Origin of the sequence: Amycolatopsis sp. WGS_07, from assembly GCF_045278895.1 — a bacterium.
Classification (GTDB): domain Bacteria; phylum Actinomycetota; class Actinomycetes; order Mycobacteriales; family Pseudonocardiaceae; genus Amycolatopsis.
Genome location: NZ_CP136053.1, coordinates 9,772,084 through 9,789,756 on the forward strand (window position 1 = coordinate 9,772,084; position 17,673 = coordinate 9,789,756).

Sequence of the window (17,673 nt, forward strand, 5' to 3'; positions counted from 1 at the left end):
GGCAGCAGAGTGGGCAAGACTGGAACGCTGGGGAAACACAGCTTCCTCCTTGGACTCCGTCGTCGCCTCCGGTGCGTCGAACGCACGCTCCCCCAGTCCCCCCCCCCAGGGCGGATGCGAAATCCTTTCACCACGCTAACCGCCGGACTACGGCACCGGAACCGGCTGACCGGGTGACCTCCAGGCGGAGCAACGGGCGGAATTCAGCAGGCCGATCGCTGGGTTGCTGATACCGGAAAGGAGTCTCGTGAAGGATCTCCGGCGTGAAGACAACGACTCGGAGAAGCGTCGGAAGCGCGTTTGATGGATTGGTCCAATTCGGTCCTTGCGGTTTCGGTTAGGCCGTGCCTTCCAGCAGCGGCCGGATTTCTCCGAAGGCCCCTGCACGCCGAGGCGACGAGCTGGCAGCCCGCACCCAGCGCGACCGCGAGGCCGCGAAGGCGATGGCGGCGAAGGAGAAGGAGCAGCAGGCCCAGGCGACCTGGAACACCGCCGAGCAGGACCGACTCGACGCCGACACCCGCAAACTGCCGGACGAGGCAGCCGCACCCGAAACGCCCCGGGCCGAAGCAGTGGCGAAGGCCCGCAAGGCAATGATGCAACGACGCCCTCAACAACAACGGCAGATTCGGCAACCGCGGCGGCGCCAGCGGAGGCGGCGAGGAGAAGACAGACGGCTGCACGGCCCCCTGCAGCACCACCGACCGGGACGTCTGTGACGAGCGCCTGGCAGCGGACCTCCGCGACGCCTGTATCAACCAGTACGATTGCTGGGATCCGCACCGCTACATCTGTGGTGGTCTTATGACCACTATCTACTACTCGTTCGTCCGCAAACTCGAGGAGTCCAACTATCAGGGGAGCGGGAAAGTAGCCGGCCTGGCCACCGCGTACACACGTCAGCCAGCAGGAAAGCAACCATGATCAGCAATGTCAGGCTCTTGACCACCATCGCGATCTGCCTCATCGCCGCCGGGGCCGCGTTGCTGGGCACGGGATTGGTCATGCTCATCACCCAGCGACCCGATACCGGTGCCAATATCGGTGCCGGCGGCGCCTTCTTGTTCGGTCAGGCCGCCACCGTGGGAGGCCTGCTGATCGGCGGGGCGGCCGCGTCCGCTTGGCTTCGGGCCCGGAAGCGCGAGCCGCGCCCCGCTACCCCTTTGCCGGCTTGGCAAAAACTTCTCAGGTACTTGACCGTGGTCGCGGTGGTTCTGCTCGCCGCCGGGGCCATTGTGGAGAGCGCGGGATCCGTCAGCTTCACCCGCAACACCGCGCACTCTGACTTGAGCGGTACTTATGCGATGCTCGTGGTCGGCTTCGGCATGGTCGCTTTGGGTTTACTCGCGGGGATCGCGCCCGCGTTGTACTGGTGGTCGAAGCGGAGGACCAGGAACGTTCTCTGACGTTGCGCGCATAACCCTGGCGGAGCTGAAAGCAACAACCGGACGAGTACGGAGGAAACGGTTCTCGGCCCGACGGACGGGACCGAATCCCAGTAACGACAAGGACTCCTCCCACAGCTCGACGCAGGTTCAGGCAGGCCCTCATCGTCCGCCTCGCGCGCTCAACCTACAAGAAGGCGCGCACCCGCCTCGTCGCCCCAGCAGACGAACACACCCTAGGCCTCGAGCACCTGCCCATCGTTATGGCAGCGCCCGAGTTTCTCGCCCATTTCGACTTGCGCAAGGCCTCCCTCGCGAACCTACGGATCCCTTTGTTAGCACGAAACGCGGGTGTCAGATGCCTCTCCTGCGGGTCGGCCCAGCACAGCTGCGGCGCAGGTAAAAGAGCCACCCCAACCTGCTGGACCGACCAGCCAAGTCGAAGGAGCAGAGATGGCTGGGCGAGGTCGCCGCAATCGTCAGCCACCAAGCAGAAGTATGTCGGCGACGCGCAGCCGCAAAGCCCTGCTGGCCGGTTCCGGCCAGCAGGTGCGCCAACTACGAAAAGCAGGCTGGGCCTCGGAATCTCGACGACGAGACAAAACTGACCGGGCCATCCGAGTGTCGCGCAGGTTCTCCCCTATGCCGTTCTACCCCGCCCTCGCCGACCGCAGAACCACCGTCTGGTCGGCCGGGATCTCGTCAATGACCGCGACCGACATGTAGGCCGGGATCGGGTTCCACGGTGAATCCGCGCGGTCTGAAAGCGGATGCGTGGCGAGAGGCGCCGCACGCGTACAAGGGCACCGTCGTCACGGGATTCCCCAACCTCTTCATCGTGACCGGTCCGCACACCCAGGCGAGCGGGTCCATCATCGCGGTCATCGAGCGCTGGTCGACGTGTCGACCGCGCAATGGAGGCCGGTGCATGCCACAGCTGGTGTCGCCTGGCATGACCGGGCAAGGTCGTGACCAAATGGCCCGGAAGCCTCGCGAGCTTCAACGAGCGGCGATCGGAGAACTCGACGGAAGGCGTCGGGGAAACTTCGTAGCAATCGGTCCGTGCCCACGCGGCCAGACCGTCTCGGCATGCCGCGCGACCACGGGTGCCGCGGCATGTCAAGACGGAAAAACTGCGGTGCCGCTGTTCGCCGGACCGCGGCAGCATCGCCAGGACTGTCCGGTACCGATTCGATCGCGGCGCTCCGCGCCACCGACCAACGGCGGTTGTTCCGTCCTGACCAGCGCTATAGGAATAGCCCGTTCACCGGCGAAATACCCAAAAGGGGCAACCATATGAGACGACTCCGCTACGCGGTGGTGATCCCGGCGATCGCCGGCACCTTGCTGGCCGGGTTCACGCCCGCCTTCGCGGGCCAGGAGGCTGCCACCGGCAAGCAGCCGCCGAGCCCGACCGGCATCCCCGCGCAGTACGCGAGCCAAAAGCTGGACTGGCACCCGTGCGCGGTCCCCTCCGAGCTGCCGACTCCCCCGCCCGACGGCGCCAAGGACATGGAGTGCGCGACCTACAAGACGCCGCGCAACTGGTACCAGCCGAACGCCCAGATCGACCTGACCATCGCGGTCAGCCGGCTGAAGGCGGCCAAGAACGCGACAGCCAGCGTCGTCACCAACCCGGGCGGCCCGGGAGCGCCCGGACGCAATTTCCCGGCGCGGCTGCGCAACCAGGCCAAGCTGCGAGAGCACCAGGAGATCGTCGGATTCGACCCGCGCGGCACGGGCAAGAGCACCAACATCACCTGCGGCGGAGCCATCGGCACCGGCTCGGACCTCGACCCGCGCGACCGCAGCAAGCAGAACCTGAACCTGATCCTCCAGGCGACGAAATACGCGGCGCTGTCCTGCCAGCAGAAGTCCGGCGAACTGGGCCCGCTGATCAACACCGACCAGACGGTCAAGGACATCGACCTGCTGCGCGTGCTCCTCGGCCGCGACAAGATCAACTGGGTCGGCTATTCGGCGGGCACCTGGATGGGCGCGCACTACGCCCAGGCCTTCCCCGCGCACACCGGCCGGTTCGTCCTCGACTCCGCGACCGAGTTCACCACGACCTGGCAGAAGTCGTTCGACGCGCAGCCGCTCGGCTTCGAGCGCCGCTGGCGGCAGGACTTCCTGCCGTGGATGGCGAACTACGACAAGCTCTACCACTTCGGCACCACCGGCGAGGCGGCCCGCCAGACCTACGAGCAGGTCCGGTACGCCCTGACCCAGAACGCGGTCACCCTGCCGGACGGCTCGCACGTTTCGGCCAACGGTCTCGACTCGTTCATCGCGGCGCAGATCTACTCGAAGCGCGCCTTTCCGGGGCTGGCCGACTACCTGGTCAACGTCCGCGCGCTGACCCAAGGCACGACTTCGGCCCAGGACAAGGCGTCGGCCGCGCAGCGGGTCAAGGCCGCCGACAAGAGCACCACGACCTCCGGCCCGCAGCCGCTGATGGTGCCGGCCGACGGTGACTCCTACGACGCGTCGTTCTGGACGATCCCGTGCAACGAAGGCCCGTGGACCGGCTCGACCCAGAGCGCCGTCAAACAGTCGCAGAAACTGATCGACCGGCAACTGCCGCTGCTCGGCGCCGGCTGGTTCATCCAGCCGTGCCTGTTCTGGAAGAACCCCCGGCCCCGCTGCCGGTGCTCAACGGCAAGGGCGTCCCGCCGGTGCTGATCGTCGAGTCGGAGCACGACCCGGCGACGCCGATCGAGGGCGCGCGCCGCGCGCACAACGCGTTCGACAACTCGCGGATGCTGACGATCACCGGAGAAGGCGACCACGGCATCTACGCCGGCGGCAACGCGGGCGTAGACAAGGTCGTGGAGGCCTACTTGGTCGACGGCGTCGTGCCGAACGACCAGAACCTCCCCGGCATGCCGCTGCCGGTACCCCCGGGAGCCTGACGCCACCAGGGCCTTCGCGGCCTTGCGGAAATGGGCATTGTCGGCCGGGCATCGGACCCCGCTGCCCGGCCGACACGCTGTGCCGTCAAGCTGCAACCGTCACCGATCACTGTTGACGAACGAGGTATCGGGTCGCTGCAGCAGCAATGATCACGTTCGCTGCGGATGCGGTACCTGATCGTGTTTTAGCTTGACGCGTTGCCAGCGGCCGAACGTCGCCCGCAACGAACCGGCAAATCGTGGACAGCGTGGCCGGTAATGGAGCTGAGCGACGCTCTCGTCGATCCCGGCGACTTCCTTTCGAAAACGATCTCGTCGCCTCGCGTCGTCACCACCCGCAGTTCGCGCGACTGCGGCAGGTAAGTCGACGACGCGAAGGCGCTACTGGGCTCGAAGGGCTCTCGTGTCAACGGTCTGGTCACTACCGTACCGTCTGCTAGAACGACCGACATCGTTCCGTCCCCGAGCGACGCGCAGCGCATGGACCCGGTCGAAGAGCGAACTGCTCACTCCGCCTCCGCGCTCTCAGACAGATCAACGAAACGAGCCGCGTAGGACAAAGTCGCCAACATCTCCAATGCTTCCCGAGGGCCTGGATCCGGCCATCCGGGATGCGCGACAAGGTTGCGCACAGCCAGGAATGCGCCGCGGACCAACGCAGCGGCGCCTTCGTGGGCCGATTTTCCTGTTCGCGAAGCTACGTCCAACCCGATGATCCGCAGGCGCGGCGACCCTGGTACCGGATCAGTCACCGAGAAGAGACCACCGAGGCCCTCGCCGGCTACGGCAGGACCAGCGAAGCCCTGCAGCAGCCCCTCCAAAGCGGTCGCTGCGGTCTGGACTGCGGCCCGGTAGTGCCCGTCGTCCCACAAGGCAGCCGCGGCACCCCAGATCACTGGATGCAGTTCGGATGCGACCAGCCGCGGTCCCACGGGGCCGATGATCTCAGCCAGTTCCTCCCGTTGAGACAAGATCGCCATCGCCTCGACGATCGCGACGCGAGCCTGAGAGAACGGATGCCCGCCGTACATCCCCTCCTCGTGCTCGGTCACTTTCTCGGCGAGAGCGTCCTCGCCCATCGCGAAGATCACGTCATGGGCGAGCTTCGTACGGGCTCGCACAGTGTCCCGTCCCTCGTCCAGCGCCGCAGCGAGACCGGGATCTTTCCCATGTCGGGAATTCTTACCCCACCGACGATCGTACAAGGATCCCCAACGGTCGATGAGGTCCAAGACTTCGGCGAGACGTTCGTGGGCAAGCGCATCATTCACGGCGGGAACAGTACGCCGAGGCCCCGACAAAACCGGCTACGCGCACCGCGCACCCGCCGGAGGGAATCGCTCAGTGCGTCGCAGCCCGGCCTTTGTCCGACCGAGCATCACGAGCCGCGTCAGGAATTCTCGGTCTCGGGAGAGGTCTTGTCAGTCACCTGCGCATTGCGGGACGGGTTGCGTGGCTCGACGACGATCGCTGACTTCCAGAGCGATTCGTAGCGGTTACGATAGAGCCGCTTCACTTCCTGGTCCGGGTGCATGATCGCGGTGAAATTCTTGCCGACACCGGTCACTGAACTTCCCAGCAGCTGTACGTCTCCGTCGGCAGTGATGATGCACCGGTCATGCAGCTCAGGGCTGTCGGTCGAACGAACTTCGAGAACGCCGGCGTCGGGGACAGTGGCGAGCGCGATCGCCATCAACCCCAGGTCTCGCTGCGCCTTCGGATGCCTCGACGAGATCAGCACTCGACGCATCGTGGTGCTGTCGACAAGCCACGGCACGAAGTCGGCCTTGAAATACGCGTCGACGAGCAGACCTTCACCCGCTGCGCCCACAACCCGCGTCAGGCTGACCCAGGCGAGCGGATCCTTCGGTTCGAGCACGACATCAGCAACGGCCGACGACTGGGCGGGGTCCAGGTCTTCGGTCCCGAGCCCGGCAAGGACAACCCGGCCCAAGCTGGTGAGCTGCACGCGAAAGTCGTCCGCCAGAGTGGCCCACCCCATGCTGACCAAATAGTCCACTACCGGCTCCGCCTTGCGCACCGCCTGCCCACGGAAGATATCCGGCAAAGCGGGGAAGAAAGGGCTCCCGAACTGCGCATCCCGGGGAGGAGGCGACACGGCGAAGCCGTCGAGATGAAACTGAAGCGGGTCGACGCCGCCGTCGTTCAACAACTGGAGATACGCCAACGCGCGATGGACATGTTCTGAAACCAGCTCCGTCCAACCAAGCCTGCCATGGCGACGGCTCTCCGGGCGAGCACGGACTCGTGTCTGCCGTGGACAGTGCCGCGCGAGTCCGGCTACGCCCTTCCCGAGGCATCTGCCCGGACGAGAATGCTTAGCCCGCAGTATAAGTCGACAGCTCAGCCGCTACACGGCCCTCTTACCCCGCAACAGTGACTCAACCGCGGTTGCGTCGATTGACGGACCCACCGCGAGCGGGATCCTGGTCGGCACCAGCCGATCCCCTGGTGCGTCGCGGCCTGGCGCTGCTGGACGGACGCCCACGGAACCCTTGGGCTCGAAACGCCGAAGGAGCGCGAAACTGTCAAAGTCCCGCACCGAGTCGAGTACCAGGCGTATCCGATGCGCCATGTCCCAGGCCTTCGGCAAGCACAAACGCCAGTCATGCCTGTTCAGATCCGCAGCGGTTACGTCGATTTCCACGTCCGGTGCCCTACCCCCACGCGCACTCGCCTCCGCCCATCGGGGGAGCTGAGTCGCGAGTTCTTCGAACACGGCGGGCGAAATCTTGTTGACAACCTGGACGGCGGCCACTGAACCGGAGCGGGTCAGGGCGACCCGATATCGCACGGGCTCTTCCGGCGACGAGCAGATCTCGGCGAAAACCGGCGTTCGCACGGTCCAGAGCTTTCCTGGAGCGACGCGCTCTGCCCATCGCTCCGCTAAGCTCGTCCAGCTCGTTGCGAGGGGCGGCACCCGGCTCCACCGCTCCTTCGATGACAGACCCGGGAAATTCCAAACACAGCTGCTCGAGATCCCGGAGCAGGCGGGCCAGGCTGTGCCGTTCGCCATCGAAGATCACGAGATAGCGGTCGTCCATGCAGTCGAGAACCATCAGCCCGGGGCAAACGAGTTCGAACATCATTCGGAGCAGCCGGTCATCGAGAGCGGCGCTCGGGCGGTCGCCGAATTGCACTTGCACCGCACCGAACCGCCCCCGGAGAAACGCGCCGGAGTCGCTGAGCTTTTTCCCAGCACCGTCAACGGAGGGAATGTCGCACTCGTCCGGGTACCGGGGTTGTGCAGGACTGCCACCTGGCATCCCGACGCGGTCCAGCGCTGCACCTGCCAGCTCTCAATGTGACCATAGCGGTGGTGGTAAACCAGGTGGTCGGCGCTCTCCGACCAGCCCCGGACCAGCTGAGTCCACCGCATGCCGCCGAGTTCAGCTGCGGAACACCCGGTGTGCCTTTCGAAGCTGTTGTTCGCCCACAGGATGCGATCGTCGGCATCGAGAATCGCTGCTGGCATGGGCGCGTCAGCGTAGTGCGCGCTCAGCCGAGCGGCCGCCGCTGCCGGTGTTGCTTCTCCTTCCCACTGGCTCAATTGCCGATCCTGGCGGTCCAGGATTTGTCCGACGTTGGCCAGCCCGGCGGTGACATCGAGCAGCATGGTTTCAGGAGTAACGACCGGCTCGGCGGCTGGAATGCCCGTCGTCGACAACCGCTGGCCGAGTGCCTCCAGCACCGCCTGCGCGTCGTCGGCCAGTCGTTCAGCGCGGCCTCGTTCGTCTCTCGCTCGCTCCAGATAGAATTTGGCCTCCGCCTCGTCTTCGGCCGCGGAGGCGCCAGATCCGACCAGGTGGACCAACACAGCCCGCAACGCGGTAATGATCTGCTGCGCCTGGAATTCCAGGCGCATGCCCGCGAGCAGTTGGTCCTTCGCCAGGCTCAACTCGGACAACACGCGAACAGTCTGCGCCTGCGCACGTGCCGTCTCGGCCTGGGCTTCCAGGACCCGTGTCCGGGCGTCGGGCACCACCGGTTCCCTGGCCGGAACAGGCCGGCGGCCGAGCAGCTTCCGCAGTTCCTTCTTCTGCACCGGCCACTCTGCCCGCGGCAAGCACGCCTCGATCACCTGATCGCAGAACTTCAACTGCGGCCCCGCGGCCCCGTTGATCCGGGCCGACACCGTCGACGGCGCACACTCACACGCCGCAGCGACCTCCCGCACGGTCCGACCGGATCGCTTCATCAAGTCCCTGAGCCACAGCGCCGCACCGCGGACGACCTCGTCCTCGGCTTGCACCGCGCCCCACGGCCGTCCGGCCACAGCTTCCCCCTCTGTTCGCGAACAATTCGCCATTGTTCGACCCTCACCTGCATTGTTCACCCGAACAATCCCGTTGGCCGGCAGGACGCTCCATGCTCGCCGCTGCCATCAGCGACAGGAAGGCGACAGCATGTCCCGCGAATTGTGCAAGGTACTCCGGGCAGCACTGAGGTCCTGGTCCGCGACGCTCCGCCTTTGCTTGATCGCACTCGCCATCGGAACGGCCATCGCGCTCAGCGGAAGTGCCGGGCCCGACGGCCAGAGCGACATGATTGGCCATGAAGGCGGGAGGCAGGCACACGTTTCCGGAAGCATCGTCGCACCATGAAGGGAGACGATGCGGTGCGGTGAGCTGCGGGGTGCCAATCCCTCGAGTCAAACGAGCCAGGCTGGATCTGTCACTCGGTTGGCCGTTCTCAGTTCGACGACCCTGGCGTTACGTTCGGTAGTCGTGGTCAGCAGACGGGAGGGCTGATGACCCAGTTACCGATGTTCGGCCAGCCGACTGACCCGCCGCCGAAACCGGCGAGCGACCAGGCGGTCACCCTGCAAGTCCTGGTCACGGTCAAAGCCGCGCCGAACCCGTCCGACAAATACGGGGAGACCGTCTGTGTCGCCGGGCTGAGCCTGGATCCAGCGCGTCCAGGCTGGATCCGCCTGTACCCGATCAACTTCCGCGAACTCAGCGACCGGGAAAGCTTCAAAAAGTACGACATCATCACGGTCAAGGCAGTGCCCGCGCGCCAAGACAGCCGACGTGAAAGCTGGCGGCCCCGGATGCCCACGCTCGAAGTGACCGGTCACCTCAGGCCCTGGTCTTCGCGACGCTCCTGGCTCGATCCGGCCATCAGCGCCGACACGACGATGTGTCGACTCCACCGGGGAGCGACCATGGCGAGCACATCACTCGCGTTGCTCCGGCCCCGCCGAATCACTGACCTACGCATCACGCGCCACCCCGGATGGACCGCCGCGCAGAAAGCCAAGATCGAGGCCTACGTCAGTCAGTTCAGCCTCTTCGGCGACGAAGATCGCACCCCGCGATTCTCCGGCACCTATCACTACGAATGCCTAGAACCCGACTGCAACGGTCACAAGCAAGGCATCATCGACTGGGAGTTCGTCACCTTCCAGCTGCTGCGCCTGCGCGCCATGGGCGATGCCGAAGCAGCCGAGCGCCTGCGTCACAGGTTCCTGGACGAGATCTGCGCGCCCGATCGCGACGTCGCCTTTTACGTCGGCAACATCGCTGCGCATCCGAAAACCTTCAGCGTCCTCGGCGTCTACTACCCGCCGCGGCCGGAGTCAGGCCCGAGATAGCCGGCCGACGATCTCGCCGAGAACCACGTCCCGGTGGCAACGGCGCTGATCAGCTTCGAAGCACAGCACCGCGACCGACTCGTTCGCCGCGACGTGCGCCAAGTCGTCCAGACTCCGCTGGGGCTCGTCCTCCTCCAGCAGCGCAGAGTACCGGGCCTTCGCGTCGGCCAGCTCGAATTCGGATCCGCCGAAACCGGCCCGGTTGGACTTAGGGTTGCCAAGCTCGCGGCGGTGCTCGTACTGGATGCCAGCCTCGACCAGGGCGTTTCCCAGAGCAGTCTTGCTGAACCCACGCTTGCGCGAGATCGGCGTCAGCCGAATATCGACCAGCCTGGTCACCCCTCGGCGGACCAGCGCCGCGACGAAGCCGTCGATGTCCTGGCCCTCGTACCCGACTCCGATCACCCCGCCGCGAACACCCGCATCCGCTGCGCCTGCCGTCCTCATGGCCACACCTTTTCACGGGCGCATCGCGGCCGCTACGCCAGCCTGCAGACAGGCCCACCGAAGCCCCGAAGGCCGGACCGCACCAATTGTGGCGCGATGAACGGTCCCCTCATCGCATTGGCTGAGGAGCCTGTGCCGAGGTCGCGCTGGCCCCGTGCCGACGAATCCAACGACGGGTGGCGGCCACACACCCCGACTCGTTCCGCGAATCCACGGGCCACCTCAGGACGCACCCGCCAGGACGTGTCCTGTCTTGCCGTGGGCAAGCGACATTTCCGCGACTGTATCGAAACGCCCCGCGGCGTTCCACTGACGAAGCACTCGCCGCCAGTAATCGTGAGTCCCAGCTACCCGGTCCAGCTCCGCGCCCGACGGCCGGCGACCCGCCGCTGCCTCCTGGCCCGCAGTACACCCGCATTCGCAGCTCAGCAGTCGACTCGTCGCCCTCCAAGACCTGCTCCGGCACCGACTCCACAGCGGGATCGGCATAGGCGGCTAGCCTGCTCTGCTCAATGCCTGGTCGATGGCGCGTCATGCCCGGTTGAGGAACTCCACCGCAAGCAACAGAGCAAGCCACGGGCACGCCGCCACCGTCGCCCCGAGCACACTCAACGACGGAGCCGCACCGATATCGCACAACGCGACTGCGAGATCCCGAACAGGAACGCCGCCGACCCCACCCAACGATCACTCCCCCGTTGGCCACGCCACAACTCTCGCCGTCGCCAACGTCGACAAACCATCCATGATCAACGGCCACGTCGCCGCCGTCGTGCCACCCGCGCCAAACCGCAACGCGAACGCCCGACCATGCTGATACGACGCATACGCAGCACCCAACGCCACCAACCGTCGCGCCGCAACGCACCCGCAACGACCACAACCGAACCGCCCTCCGCTACCCAACGGTCACTTGAGGTGAACGCACCTCAGCTTTGCTGTGGCCACGGCCAACGCGGGCCATGTCCAGGTCAGCATCCGGTCCGACTGCGCCAGAGGGACGACACCGACGTACTACGGGCGACTTCGACTGACGGCTGCGGTCGCATGCGGCCGGCCCTTCTCCAAGCCCGCGAAGAGGAGTTCGTCTTACTCTCTACCCGGGCGAAGACGCGACAGCGACGTCAGCTAAGGCGCACGATAATGACATGGACGGAACCGCACGTGCATGCGAGATGTGCGGCGAACAGATAAAGGGAACGCTGTCTCGTCGCATCCGCTTCTGCTCCAGCCGTTGCCGCGCCCGGCACTGGCGGCTGCGAGCGCGCATGGCTCAGCGAGTTCAGACTCTTGTTCGTTCCTCCGACGAGACGGTCCGCGTGTGCCCCGGCTGCGGCCGGAGTTGGCAGCCCGGGATCGATCGCCGCCAGAATGTGCGGACCTGCTCTCCGCGGTGCCGAACTCGCGCCTGGCGGAAGCGGCATCGTTCGGGATAGCGTCACCGTGACAGTTTCGCGAACGTTCAAAAACTCACGCTGACCTGCGCAAATATCCTTGATTGCGCTCTTGCCCCGAAGGCTCTGGCGGGGCACACTGTCTCCGCTAATCCCGCACACCGACGGAGGCCGAGTCCCCCCGCCAGCCATGTGGATAGGGGCAGCACCATGGCAACCAAGAAGGTCGGACACGTCACCAGCCGACGCTACGATCAACTGCTCAGGCAAGCCCTCAGAGCTGTCGATTCCATGAGTTCGTGCCAATTCGAACTCGGCGACATTGCTCTCGAAATCGAGCCGATGCACACGCCGGGAGGTGTCGACGAGGGAACCTACGAAACCTTGACGACATTCGCGAATGATATTGGAGTCGAATTCTCCACCTTGCTCAGTTACCGATCCACTTCCGCCGCATGGCCAAGAGAGAAACGCCAGCTTCAACTGGCCAGCTTCACCACGCATCGAATGCTGAACAGCATGCCGAAGCGATTCTCGATCATCAAGAAACCTCCCGCGAACCCGCGGAGCGGGCGGCGCTACTGGCGAACCGACGACGCCGCACGGATCGCCGGGAGGACTCCAACCCACCCGGAAACAACCGGAGAGAAGATCGCGCGAGTTCACGACTTGGCGCGAGACGACGAAGTTGCCACCACGGTGGCCACCACCCTGCTCCATCGTCCCGAGGTCGCAAGCCGCGTGATGGCCGACCAAACCGCCCGCCATTTGGTCAACAGCGCACAAGTCGAGCGCGCACGCCAAGCGAGAAGCGACGTCGAGACACGAGTTCCTGCCGTGCGGCAGCTACGGTATTCAATGGAGGTCACCCAACTGCTAGGCGGCTGCGCAGCGTTCACCGCCGCAGTGACCAGGGCCCTGCCGATGCTGCGAGCGCACCGCCTCACAGGCCAGGAGGAAAACGCAATTCACGCCCAACTCGACAAAGTGAATGCCGCGGCAGACTGGTGCAGGACCGCGGTGAACACGGGCGACACGAGCATGGATCAACAGTTCGCTGATCTGCTCGCCGAGGACTGAGTCATGTCACGCGGGGCCCTGCCCAAAGCCGTCACCGGCGAGCGAGTGCGCCTGGCCCTCGTCGAAGCTCGCCCAGGCGGATTGACAACGAAGGAATTGATAGCTGTCACGGAACTTTCCCTCTACCAGGTCCGCAACGGCATCCGTTGGATCCGGGAAGCTGCCGCAGCGCAACACAGAACGCCCTTGACCTGGACACGGCTAGGCGGCTGGTCGTTCACAGACGACCTGTCAGCGTGGATCGACTTCGAAACCCATGACGTGCGGATTTCCTTGAGCCGCCTTCGGCTGATCCTCACCGGAACGGCGTTGCCGCACCAGGAGCGCCTGCCCGATGATCAGTACGCTGCCCTCGTCGTGCAGCAGCTCAATTCGACCATCGGGCTGCTCGATTTCCTGATCCGGAACGCACCACAGAAGCAAACCGGCCGCGGTCCCCGAACACGAAATCTGAACATAGCGGCGGAGCGCGGATCTAGCCCCCTCGAATCGTCCCGTAAGGAGTGACGCTCGGCTGTTGTGCTACACCAGACCACAGAGCCGCGGCGGTCTGACCAGAACATGGCAGGAAGTTTCGCGGTCCTCGCCCGCCAGCGCCGGTCTGACTAACGATCTTCGCGTGCAGGAGGGTGGATCAGCAGCACATTCGAGATGCCGCCCTGATTCACGCAATCCTCCGCCAGGTCGTGAACTCGCCAGAAGTAGTCAGAGGATGCAACTGCGACGTTGACGCTCGTCTCAACCGGCTGGTAACGGTGCAAAGGAATTGACACCCCGCCGTAGTCGAAACCCATGTTGTCCGTGGTGAGAATTCTGAACGGCTCCGATGGGGCACAAACGATCCCGACGCGCACGTCGTACTCGTCGTTACTCGTCACATCAGCAGTTGCGCGAACGAGTGCCATCATGTCAGCAACAGCACATTCGATGGCTGCAGATGTGATCTCTCTGCCATCGCGGTACTCGCCATCAGGTCTTCGGTGTCCGCCGACAGCGGTTGCGAGCGTCACCGACCCGTCGTGATGGATGCTGACCCAGGACTCCTTCCACTCCGAAATCGCGTCTGTCGCGGTGTTGACCGCGATCCATCGGCGCAGGCCAGGCCGAGGATTCAGCCGATCGACGCTCTCCAGAGGATGAATCCCGTTGCGCGACGCGTACACCAGCGCTAGCTCGGCCGACTCCTGCAGCACCCTCCGCGCCTCATCACGGGTCAGGGCACCCCGAGAAACCGGGATCCGCGGGTGAGCGACCGCGACCAACCACGCCCGATGATGTGCATCCCGGCCAGCGGCAGCGTGATCATACAGCGCATCCAACGCGTCGGTCGCGTGTCGGCGCTCGTCGAATCGGGCTCGGTACATGGCCTCGATCTGGCGCTCCCTCATCCACACTGTGTCGGAGTCGTTGCGGATCGGCGCACCGAAATAGTCATTTTTATAGATCAGATGAGGACCGTCGACGCTCGGCGGAACTTCGACCACCACGGCGCGGTTGCCCTCAACGCCAAGGCGGTGAACATTCAACCCAAACACCGGCGGGGAAATCGCCGTGATCGCCGCACTCCGCAGCGACCGCTCGTAGCTTTCATCGAAATCACCCACATCCACGCGCTCAGTCGCTGCCTTTTGCTGTTCGCGGACGCCGAAGACGATCACGCCGCCTCCGCTGTTCGCCATCGCGGCCACGTCTTTCGGGAAGTCCGTCTGCGCGATTCCTTTCGCCGGCGGCAGTTCGGACTTCCAGTCCAAGTCGCGCGCCTCTGTCGCCCCGGCGGCGACTGCGGCGTCAAGGAGGTTTCCGTCGAGGGGGCCGGGCTCCGCGCCGACAGCGCGGTGAAGTGCAGTGAAGGCCATTCGACCAGCCTAGGACATGCGACACGAACGCCTGACGCGATGGACTACGCGCTATTCACGTTCAGATCGCCCCACAGCTCTCCAACCCGGACCGAACCCCCGGGCGACAACAGTTCGAACCGCGCTAGTCGCGGCGGCGAACATTGCCCCGTCACGACCCCAGTAGGCACTGATCGCCGCACCCGCGTGTCGTGAGTAGGTAGCCGACGTTGCTGGCGAGACCCAGGTGACCGGCTTCGCCCTGGTCGACATACGAGAGACCGCGCCGTCGGCTTCGAGGTGGCTCCCGACTGCACTCCGCTCGGCGAGAGCCATGCCGCTCGCCGCACGACACTTCTCCGGAATCCGGAGAAGCCACGATCTCTCTCGGCATCAGAAAGAGGAGAGCCAGCGGCAGAGACGAGCGTCCCGTCGCCGACCAGAAGCGGAGGTCCTGGCAGGCTTTCCGGCCCGGACCGCAATGGACTCGACGTTCCGGCACGGCAGGAGCTGACGCGAGTCACGCATCCGATACAGAGGCCACGACAACCAGCCGGGGCGGCAGCAGCACGACGGCTGGTCGCTAGACAACCGTCAAAATCGACACTAAATCGCCCCTACTCACAGGTAGCAAAAAAGCCCAGGTCGCTGACCTGGGCTTTGCTCCCCCGCTTGGACTCGAACCAAGAACCCTCCGGTTAACAGCCGAATGCTCTGCCAGTTGAGCTACAGGGGATCGTGCTCCGCCGGTCCGGATCTCTCCGGGCTGACAGGAAGAACTTTAGCCCATCCCCTTCCGGCCCCGCACAGGGGGTGGGTCTTCGGCGGTCCCGCGCGGAAGCCGGTTGTGTTGGACAATGGACAGTCGGAAGTCCTGCTGACGAGAGGTGTGGCCGCCGATGAAGAAGTTCCTGCTGGGTGTGGGCCTGGGGTACGTGCTGGGCACCAAGGCCGGCCGGGGACGGTACGAGCAGATCGTGCGCACCTACCGCAATCTGGCCGACCATCCGATGGTCCAGGGGGCCGCCGGGGTGGCCAGGGCGAAGCTCGGCGAGAGGTTCGGGCGCGGGAACGGCTGACCGGCTCAGGACGGTTTCTGCCAGGTGAGCGAGTACCGACGCAGCACATGCCTCCGGTATCGCACTCCTGGCAGCAACCGCCGCGCGGTCGTTCGGACCTCGCGGTAGCTCATCCGCGGCTGCATCGCCGGCATGCCTTCCGGGCCGTGTGCCCGGCGGAGCGTCTTCACGATTCGCACGATCGGCGCGGCCGCGATCGTCGCCATCCAGTCTCGCGGGCTCGCGTCGCGGGCCAGGCCGACTACGACCAGAGTGCCGCCCGGATTAAGCACGTCCCGCATCCGGCGCAGCGCGGCTTCGAAATCGAGATGGTGGATGGTGGCCACGGAGCAGACGAAATCGTAGGTACCCAGGTCAGCCACCATAAAGTCGCCTTCGATGAAGGTGTCGGCGGACTGCGAGCGGGCCTGAGCGATCATCTCCGGCGAGCTGTCGACGCCGGTCACCGAGGGCACCACCGCGGCCAGTTTCCGCGCCAGCAGGCCGTCTCCGCAGCCGACGTCCAAGGCGGTCGAGCAGCCGGCGGGCACGGCGCGGAGGATCCCGGGGTGCCGGGCGACGTTGGTGTTCCAGTAGGACATCAACCCGGGATAGTAGCGACGAAGAAGATCCGCCGGAATTCGAACCACGTCGTGCCGTCTGGGCGGGGCGGGTAGGCCTCGTCCAGCAGCGGGGCCAGGTCGTCTTGGAACTCAGCCCAGTCCTCGTCGCCCAGGGCCGCGCGGATGGGACGCAAGGCGGTTCCGGTGATCCACTCCAGTACTGCTCGCGAGCCGGAAAGTCGTTGTACGTAGGTGGTTTCCCACGCGTCGACCAGGCAGCCGGCGTCGGCGAGGAGGTTCGCGTAGTCGCGGGGCTCGCCGACGGCGTCTTCGGCCCGCAGAGTGACCGACGAGAGGCGCGAGGCCCAGGCTGGCGACGCCGCTAGTTCCCGGCTGATGGCGTGCGAGGGGGCGGAGAAGTTGCCGGGGACCTGCACTGCCAGCACCGCCCCGGCGGGCAGTTCCCCGGCCCAGCGGCGCAGCAGGTCCTCGTGGCCGGGCACCCATTGCAGGACCGCGTTCGAGACGACCACGTCGGTGTCCGGCTTCGGGGTCCACGACCGGACGTCGCCGACCTCGGCGGACACCCCGCGTTCGCGGGCCGCGGCGACCATTTCCGGCGAGCTGTCCATCGCCTCCAGCACCGCGTCCGGCCAGCGCATCGCCAGGTCGAGGGTCAGGGTGCCGGGGCCGCAGCCCAGGTCGGCCACCCGGCGGGGCGAGGAAGCCGAGATGCGCCCGATCAGGTCGTAGAACGGCCGGCCGCGCAGGTCGGAGTAGTCGAGGTACTTCGCCGGATCCCACATGAGCAGCCTCCCGCCAGTAACAGTACGTCCGTACTGAGTACGAGCGTACTGCTACTCCGCGCGGTTGGCCAGCTTCTCCCCGACCTCCGCCGCGACCGCCTCCACCAGCGCCGGGTCGGTGCCGGGATCGGGGCGCACCTGCAGCTCCACGCCGTCGCGGCCGGGGACCTTGCGCTGGACGAACCAGGCGCCGCCCTCGGGGAACTCGTGCCGGTGCCGTCCGCGCACCGAGCCGTCGACCCGCAGGCGCACCTGCTGCGGCACCTTCCCCGGCTGCGGCAGCCGGAACCGCACCGGCTCGCGGTCGGCCAGCACCGCGACCGCGCCGGTGCGCCCGGTCTCCTCCGATTCGGTCAGCGTGAACACGCCGTCGCCCCAGGTCGCCTTGGCCACCAGATGCCAGCCGACCCGGCGCGCGCCGTCGCCGGACGGGATCCACAGGCCCAGCGACGTCACGACGAGGTGCCCGCCCGATTCGACGGCGGCCGCGGCGACCGGGTCCTCGCCAGGGGCCAGTTCGCCGGGGAACCCCTTGGGCAGCCCGCCGCCGAAGAACCGGTTCAGCAGTCCCAC

General features: G+C 65.9%; 15 protein-coding genes, 1 tRNA gene and 1 pseudogene. 7 read left to right on the forward strand and 10 right to left on the reverse strand.

Annotated features, from left to right (window positions below):
- Positions 1 to 344: 344 nt before the first annotated feature.
- The 3 genes and pseudogenes from RPX00_RS45730 (at position 345) to RPX00_RS45740 (ending at position 4,300) form a co-directional block, all read left to right on the forward strand.
- The gene (locus tag RPX00_RS45730) at positions 345 to 719 is read left to right on the forward strand and encodes a hypothetical protein (RefSeq protein WP_406635433.1); all 375 of its coding nucleotides are present in this window, start codon (positions 345 to 347) and stop codon (positions 717 to 719) included.
- Between the two features lie 201 nt (positions 720 to 920).
- On the forward strand, positions 921 to 1,406 hold the full coding sequence (locus tag RPX00_RS45735) for a hypothetical protein (RefSeq protein WP_406635434.1): 486 nt from the start codon (positions 921 to 923) through the stop codon (positions 1,404 to 1,406).
- Positions 1,407 to 2,681: 1,275 nt separating this feature from the next.
- Positions 2,682 to 4,300: pseudogene (locus tag RPX00_RS45740) on the forward strand (alpha/beta hydrolase).
- Positions 4,301 to 4,806: 506 nt separating this feature from the next.
- Here the strand turns inward: RPX00_RS45740 and RPX00_RS45745 are convergent.
- The 3 genes from RPX00_RS45745 to RPX00_RS45755 all read right to left on the reverse strand — a co-directional run bounded on the left by RPX00_RS45745 (position 4,807) and on the right by RPX00_RS45755 (position 8,597).
- Positions 4,807 to 5,421, reverse strand: coding sequence for a TIGR02391 family protein (locus RPX00_RS45745; RefSeq protein ID WP_406635437.1), 615 nt, complete (start codon positions 5,419 to 5,421; stop codon positions 4,807 to 4,809).
- Between the two features lie 269 nt (positions 5,422 to 5,690).
- Entirely contained in the window at positions 5,691 to 6,488 is a 798-nt protein-coding gene (locus RPX00_RS45750) for a hypothetical protein (RefSeq protein WP_406635439.1), read from the reverse strand.
- A 918-nt stretch (positions 6,489 to 7,406) separates the two neighbouring features.
- Positions 7,407 to 8,597, reverse strand: a complete 1,191-nt coding sequence (locus tag RPX00_RS45755; protein WP_406635441.1) for a PAS domain-containing protein — start codon at positions 8,595 to 8,597, stop codon at positions 7,407 to 7,409.
- A 474-nt stretch (positions 8,598 to 9,071) separates the two neighbouring features.
- Between RPX00_RS45755 and RPX00_RS45760 the strand changes: the two genes are divergently transcribed.
- Positions 9,072 to 9,917 carry a hypothetical protein gene (locus RPX00_RS45760; RefSeq protein WP_406635443.1) on the forward strand — a complete coding sequence of 282 codons (846 nt, stop codon included), beginning with the start codon at positions 9,072 to 9,074 and terminating at the stop codon, positions 9,915 to 9,917.
- Here the strand turns inward: RPX00_RS45760 and RPX00_RS45765 are convergent.
- Together RPX00_RS45765 and RPX00_RS45770 are read right to left on the reverse strand one after the other, a co-directional pair.
- Positions 9,903 to 10,364 carry a DUF488 family protein gene (locus tag RPX00_RS45765; RefSeq protein ID WP_406635445.1) on the reverse strand — a complete coding sequence of 154 codons (462 nt, stop codon included), beginning with the start codon at positions 10,362 to 10,364 and terminating at the stop codon, positions 9,903 to 9,905. The two genes, RPX00_RS45760 and RPX00_RS45765, sit on opposite strands and share 15 nt — an antisense overlap.
- Positions 10,365 to 11,051: 687 nt before the next feature.
- A complete protein-coding gene (locus RPX00_RS45770) occupies positions 11,052 to 11,210 on the reverse strand; it encodes a DUF2637 domain-containing protein (protein ID WP_406635447.1) in 159 nt (52 codons plus the stop codon).
- Between the two features lie 758 nt (positions 11,211 to 11,968).
- Between RPX00_RS45770 and RPX00_RS45775 the strand changes: the two genes are divergently transcribed.
- Both RPX00_RS45775 and RPX00_RS45780 read left to right on the forward strand, forming a co-directional pair.
- Positions 11,969 to 12,838 (forward strand): DUF6192 family protein, encoded by an 870-nt coding sequence (locus RPX00_RS45775; protein ID WP_406635448.1) that lies wholly within the window; start codon positions 11,969 to 11,971, stop codon positions 12,836 to 12,838.
- 3 nt (positions 12,839 to 12,841) lie between these two features.
- A complete protein-coding gene (locus RPX00_RS45780; protein ID WP_406635450.1) occupies positions 12,842 to 13,345 on the forward strand; it encodes a hypothetical protein in 504 nt (167 codons plus the stop codon).
- Positions 13,346 to 13,443: 98 nt separating this feature from the next.
- Here RPX00_RS45780 and RPX00_RS45785 read toward each other — a convergent pair whose 3' ends face one another.
- Both RPX00_RS45785 and RPX00_RS45790 read right to left on the reverse strand, forming a co-directional pair.
- Positions 13,444 to 14,694: a helix-turn-helix domain-containing protein gene (locus RPX00_RS45785; protein WP_406635452.1), complete on the reverse strand. Its 1,251-nt coding sequence runs from the start codon at positions 14,692 to 14,694 to the stop codon at positions 13,444 to 13,446.
- A gap of 642 nt (positions 14,695 to 15,336) precedes the next feature.
- Positions 15,337 to 15,409 (reverse strand) — tRNA-Asn (locus tag RPX00_RS45790).
- Between the two features lie 163 nt (positions 15,410 to 15,572).
- Here RPX00_RS45790 and RPX00_RS45795 point away from each other — a divergent pair.
- Positions 15,573 to 15,752 (forward strand): hypothetical protein, encoded by a 180-nt coding sequence (locus tag RPX00_RS45795; protein ID WP_406635453.1) that lies wholly within the window; start codon positions 15,573 to 15,575, stop codon positions 15,750 to 15,752.
- A 5-nt stretch (positions 15,753 to 15,757) separates the two neighbouring features.
- On the opposite strand, the gene RPX00_RS45800 is transcribed toward RPX00_RS45795, so the two are convergent.
- From RPX00_RS45800 to RPX00_RS45810, 3 genes are read right to left on the reverse strand one after another with little or no spacing between them, the layout of a single operon-like run.
- The gene (locus tag RPX00_RS45800; RefSeq protein WP_406635455.1) at positions 15,758 to 16,333 is read right to left on the reverse strand and encodes a class I SAM-dependent methyltransferase; all 576 of its coding nucleotides are present in this window, start codon (positions 16,331 to 16,333) and stop codon (positions 15,758 to 15,760) included.
- On the reverse strand, positions 16,333 to 17,100 hold the full coding sequence (locus RPX00_RS45805; RefSeq protein WP_406635457.1) for a trans-aconitate 2-methyltransferase: 768 nt from the start codon (positions 17,098 to 17,100) through the stop codon (positions 16,333 to 16,335). The genes RPX00_RS45800 and RPX00_RS45805 overlap by 1 nt, the downstream gene beginning before the upstream one ends.
- A gap of 51 nt (positions 17,101 to 17,151) precedes the next feature.
- The gene (locus tag RPX00_RS45810; protein ID WP_406635459.1) at positions 17,152 to 17,673 is read right to left on the reverse strand and encodes a hypothetical protein; all 522 of its coding nucleotides are present in this window, start codon (positions 17,671 to 17,673) and stop codon (positions 17,152 to 17,154) included.

Bases quoted from the DNA above. Each gene is read 5' to 3' on its own strand.
- RPX00_RS45735 (WP_406635434.1), top strand. From the start codon at position 921: ATGATCAGCAATGTCAGGCTCTTGACCACCATCGCGATCTGCCTCATC.
- RPX00_RS45805 (WP_406635457.1), bottom strand. From the start codon at position 17,100: ATGTGGGATCCGGCGAAGTACCTCGACTACTCCGACCTGCGCGGCCGG.
- RPX00_RS45780 (WP_406635450.1), top strand. From the start codon at position 12,842: ATGTCACGCGGGGCCCTGCCCAAAGCCGTCACCGGCGAGCGAGTGCGC.
- RPX00_RS45795 (WP_406635453.1), top strand. From the start codon at position 15,573: ATGAAGAAGTTCCTGCTGGGTGTGGGCCTGGGGTACGTGCTGGGCACC.
- RPX00_RS45760 (WP_406635443.1), top strand. From the start codon at position 9,072: ATGACCCAGTTACCGATGTTCGGCCAGCCGACTGACCCGCCGCCGAAA.
- RPX00_RS45775 (WP_406635448.1), top strand. From the start codon at position 11,969: ATGGCAACCAAGAAGGTCGGACACGTCACCAGCCGACGCTACGATCAA.
- RPX00_RS45765 (WP_406635445.1), bottom strand. From the start codon at position 10,364: ATGAGGACGGCAGGCGCAGCGGATGCGGGTGTTCGCGGCGGGGTGATC.
- RPX00_RS45800 (WP_406635455.1), bottom strand. From the start codon at position 16,333: ATGTCCTACTGGAACACCAACGTCGCCCGGCACCCCGGGATCCTCCGC.
- RPX00_RS45785 (WP_406635452.1), bottom strand. From the start codon at position 14,694: ATGGCCTTCACTGCACTTCACCGCGCTGTCGGCGCGGAGCCCGGCCCC.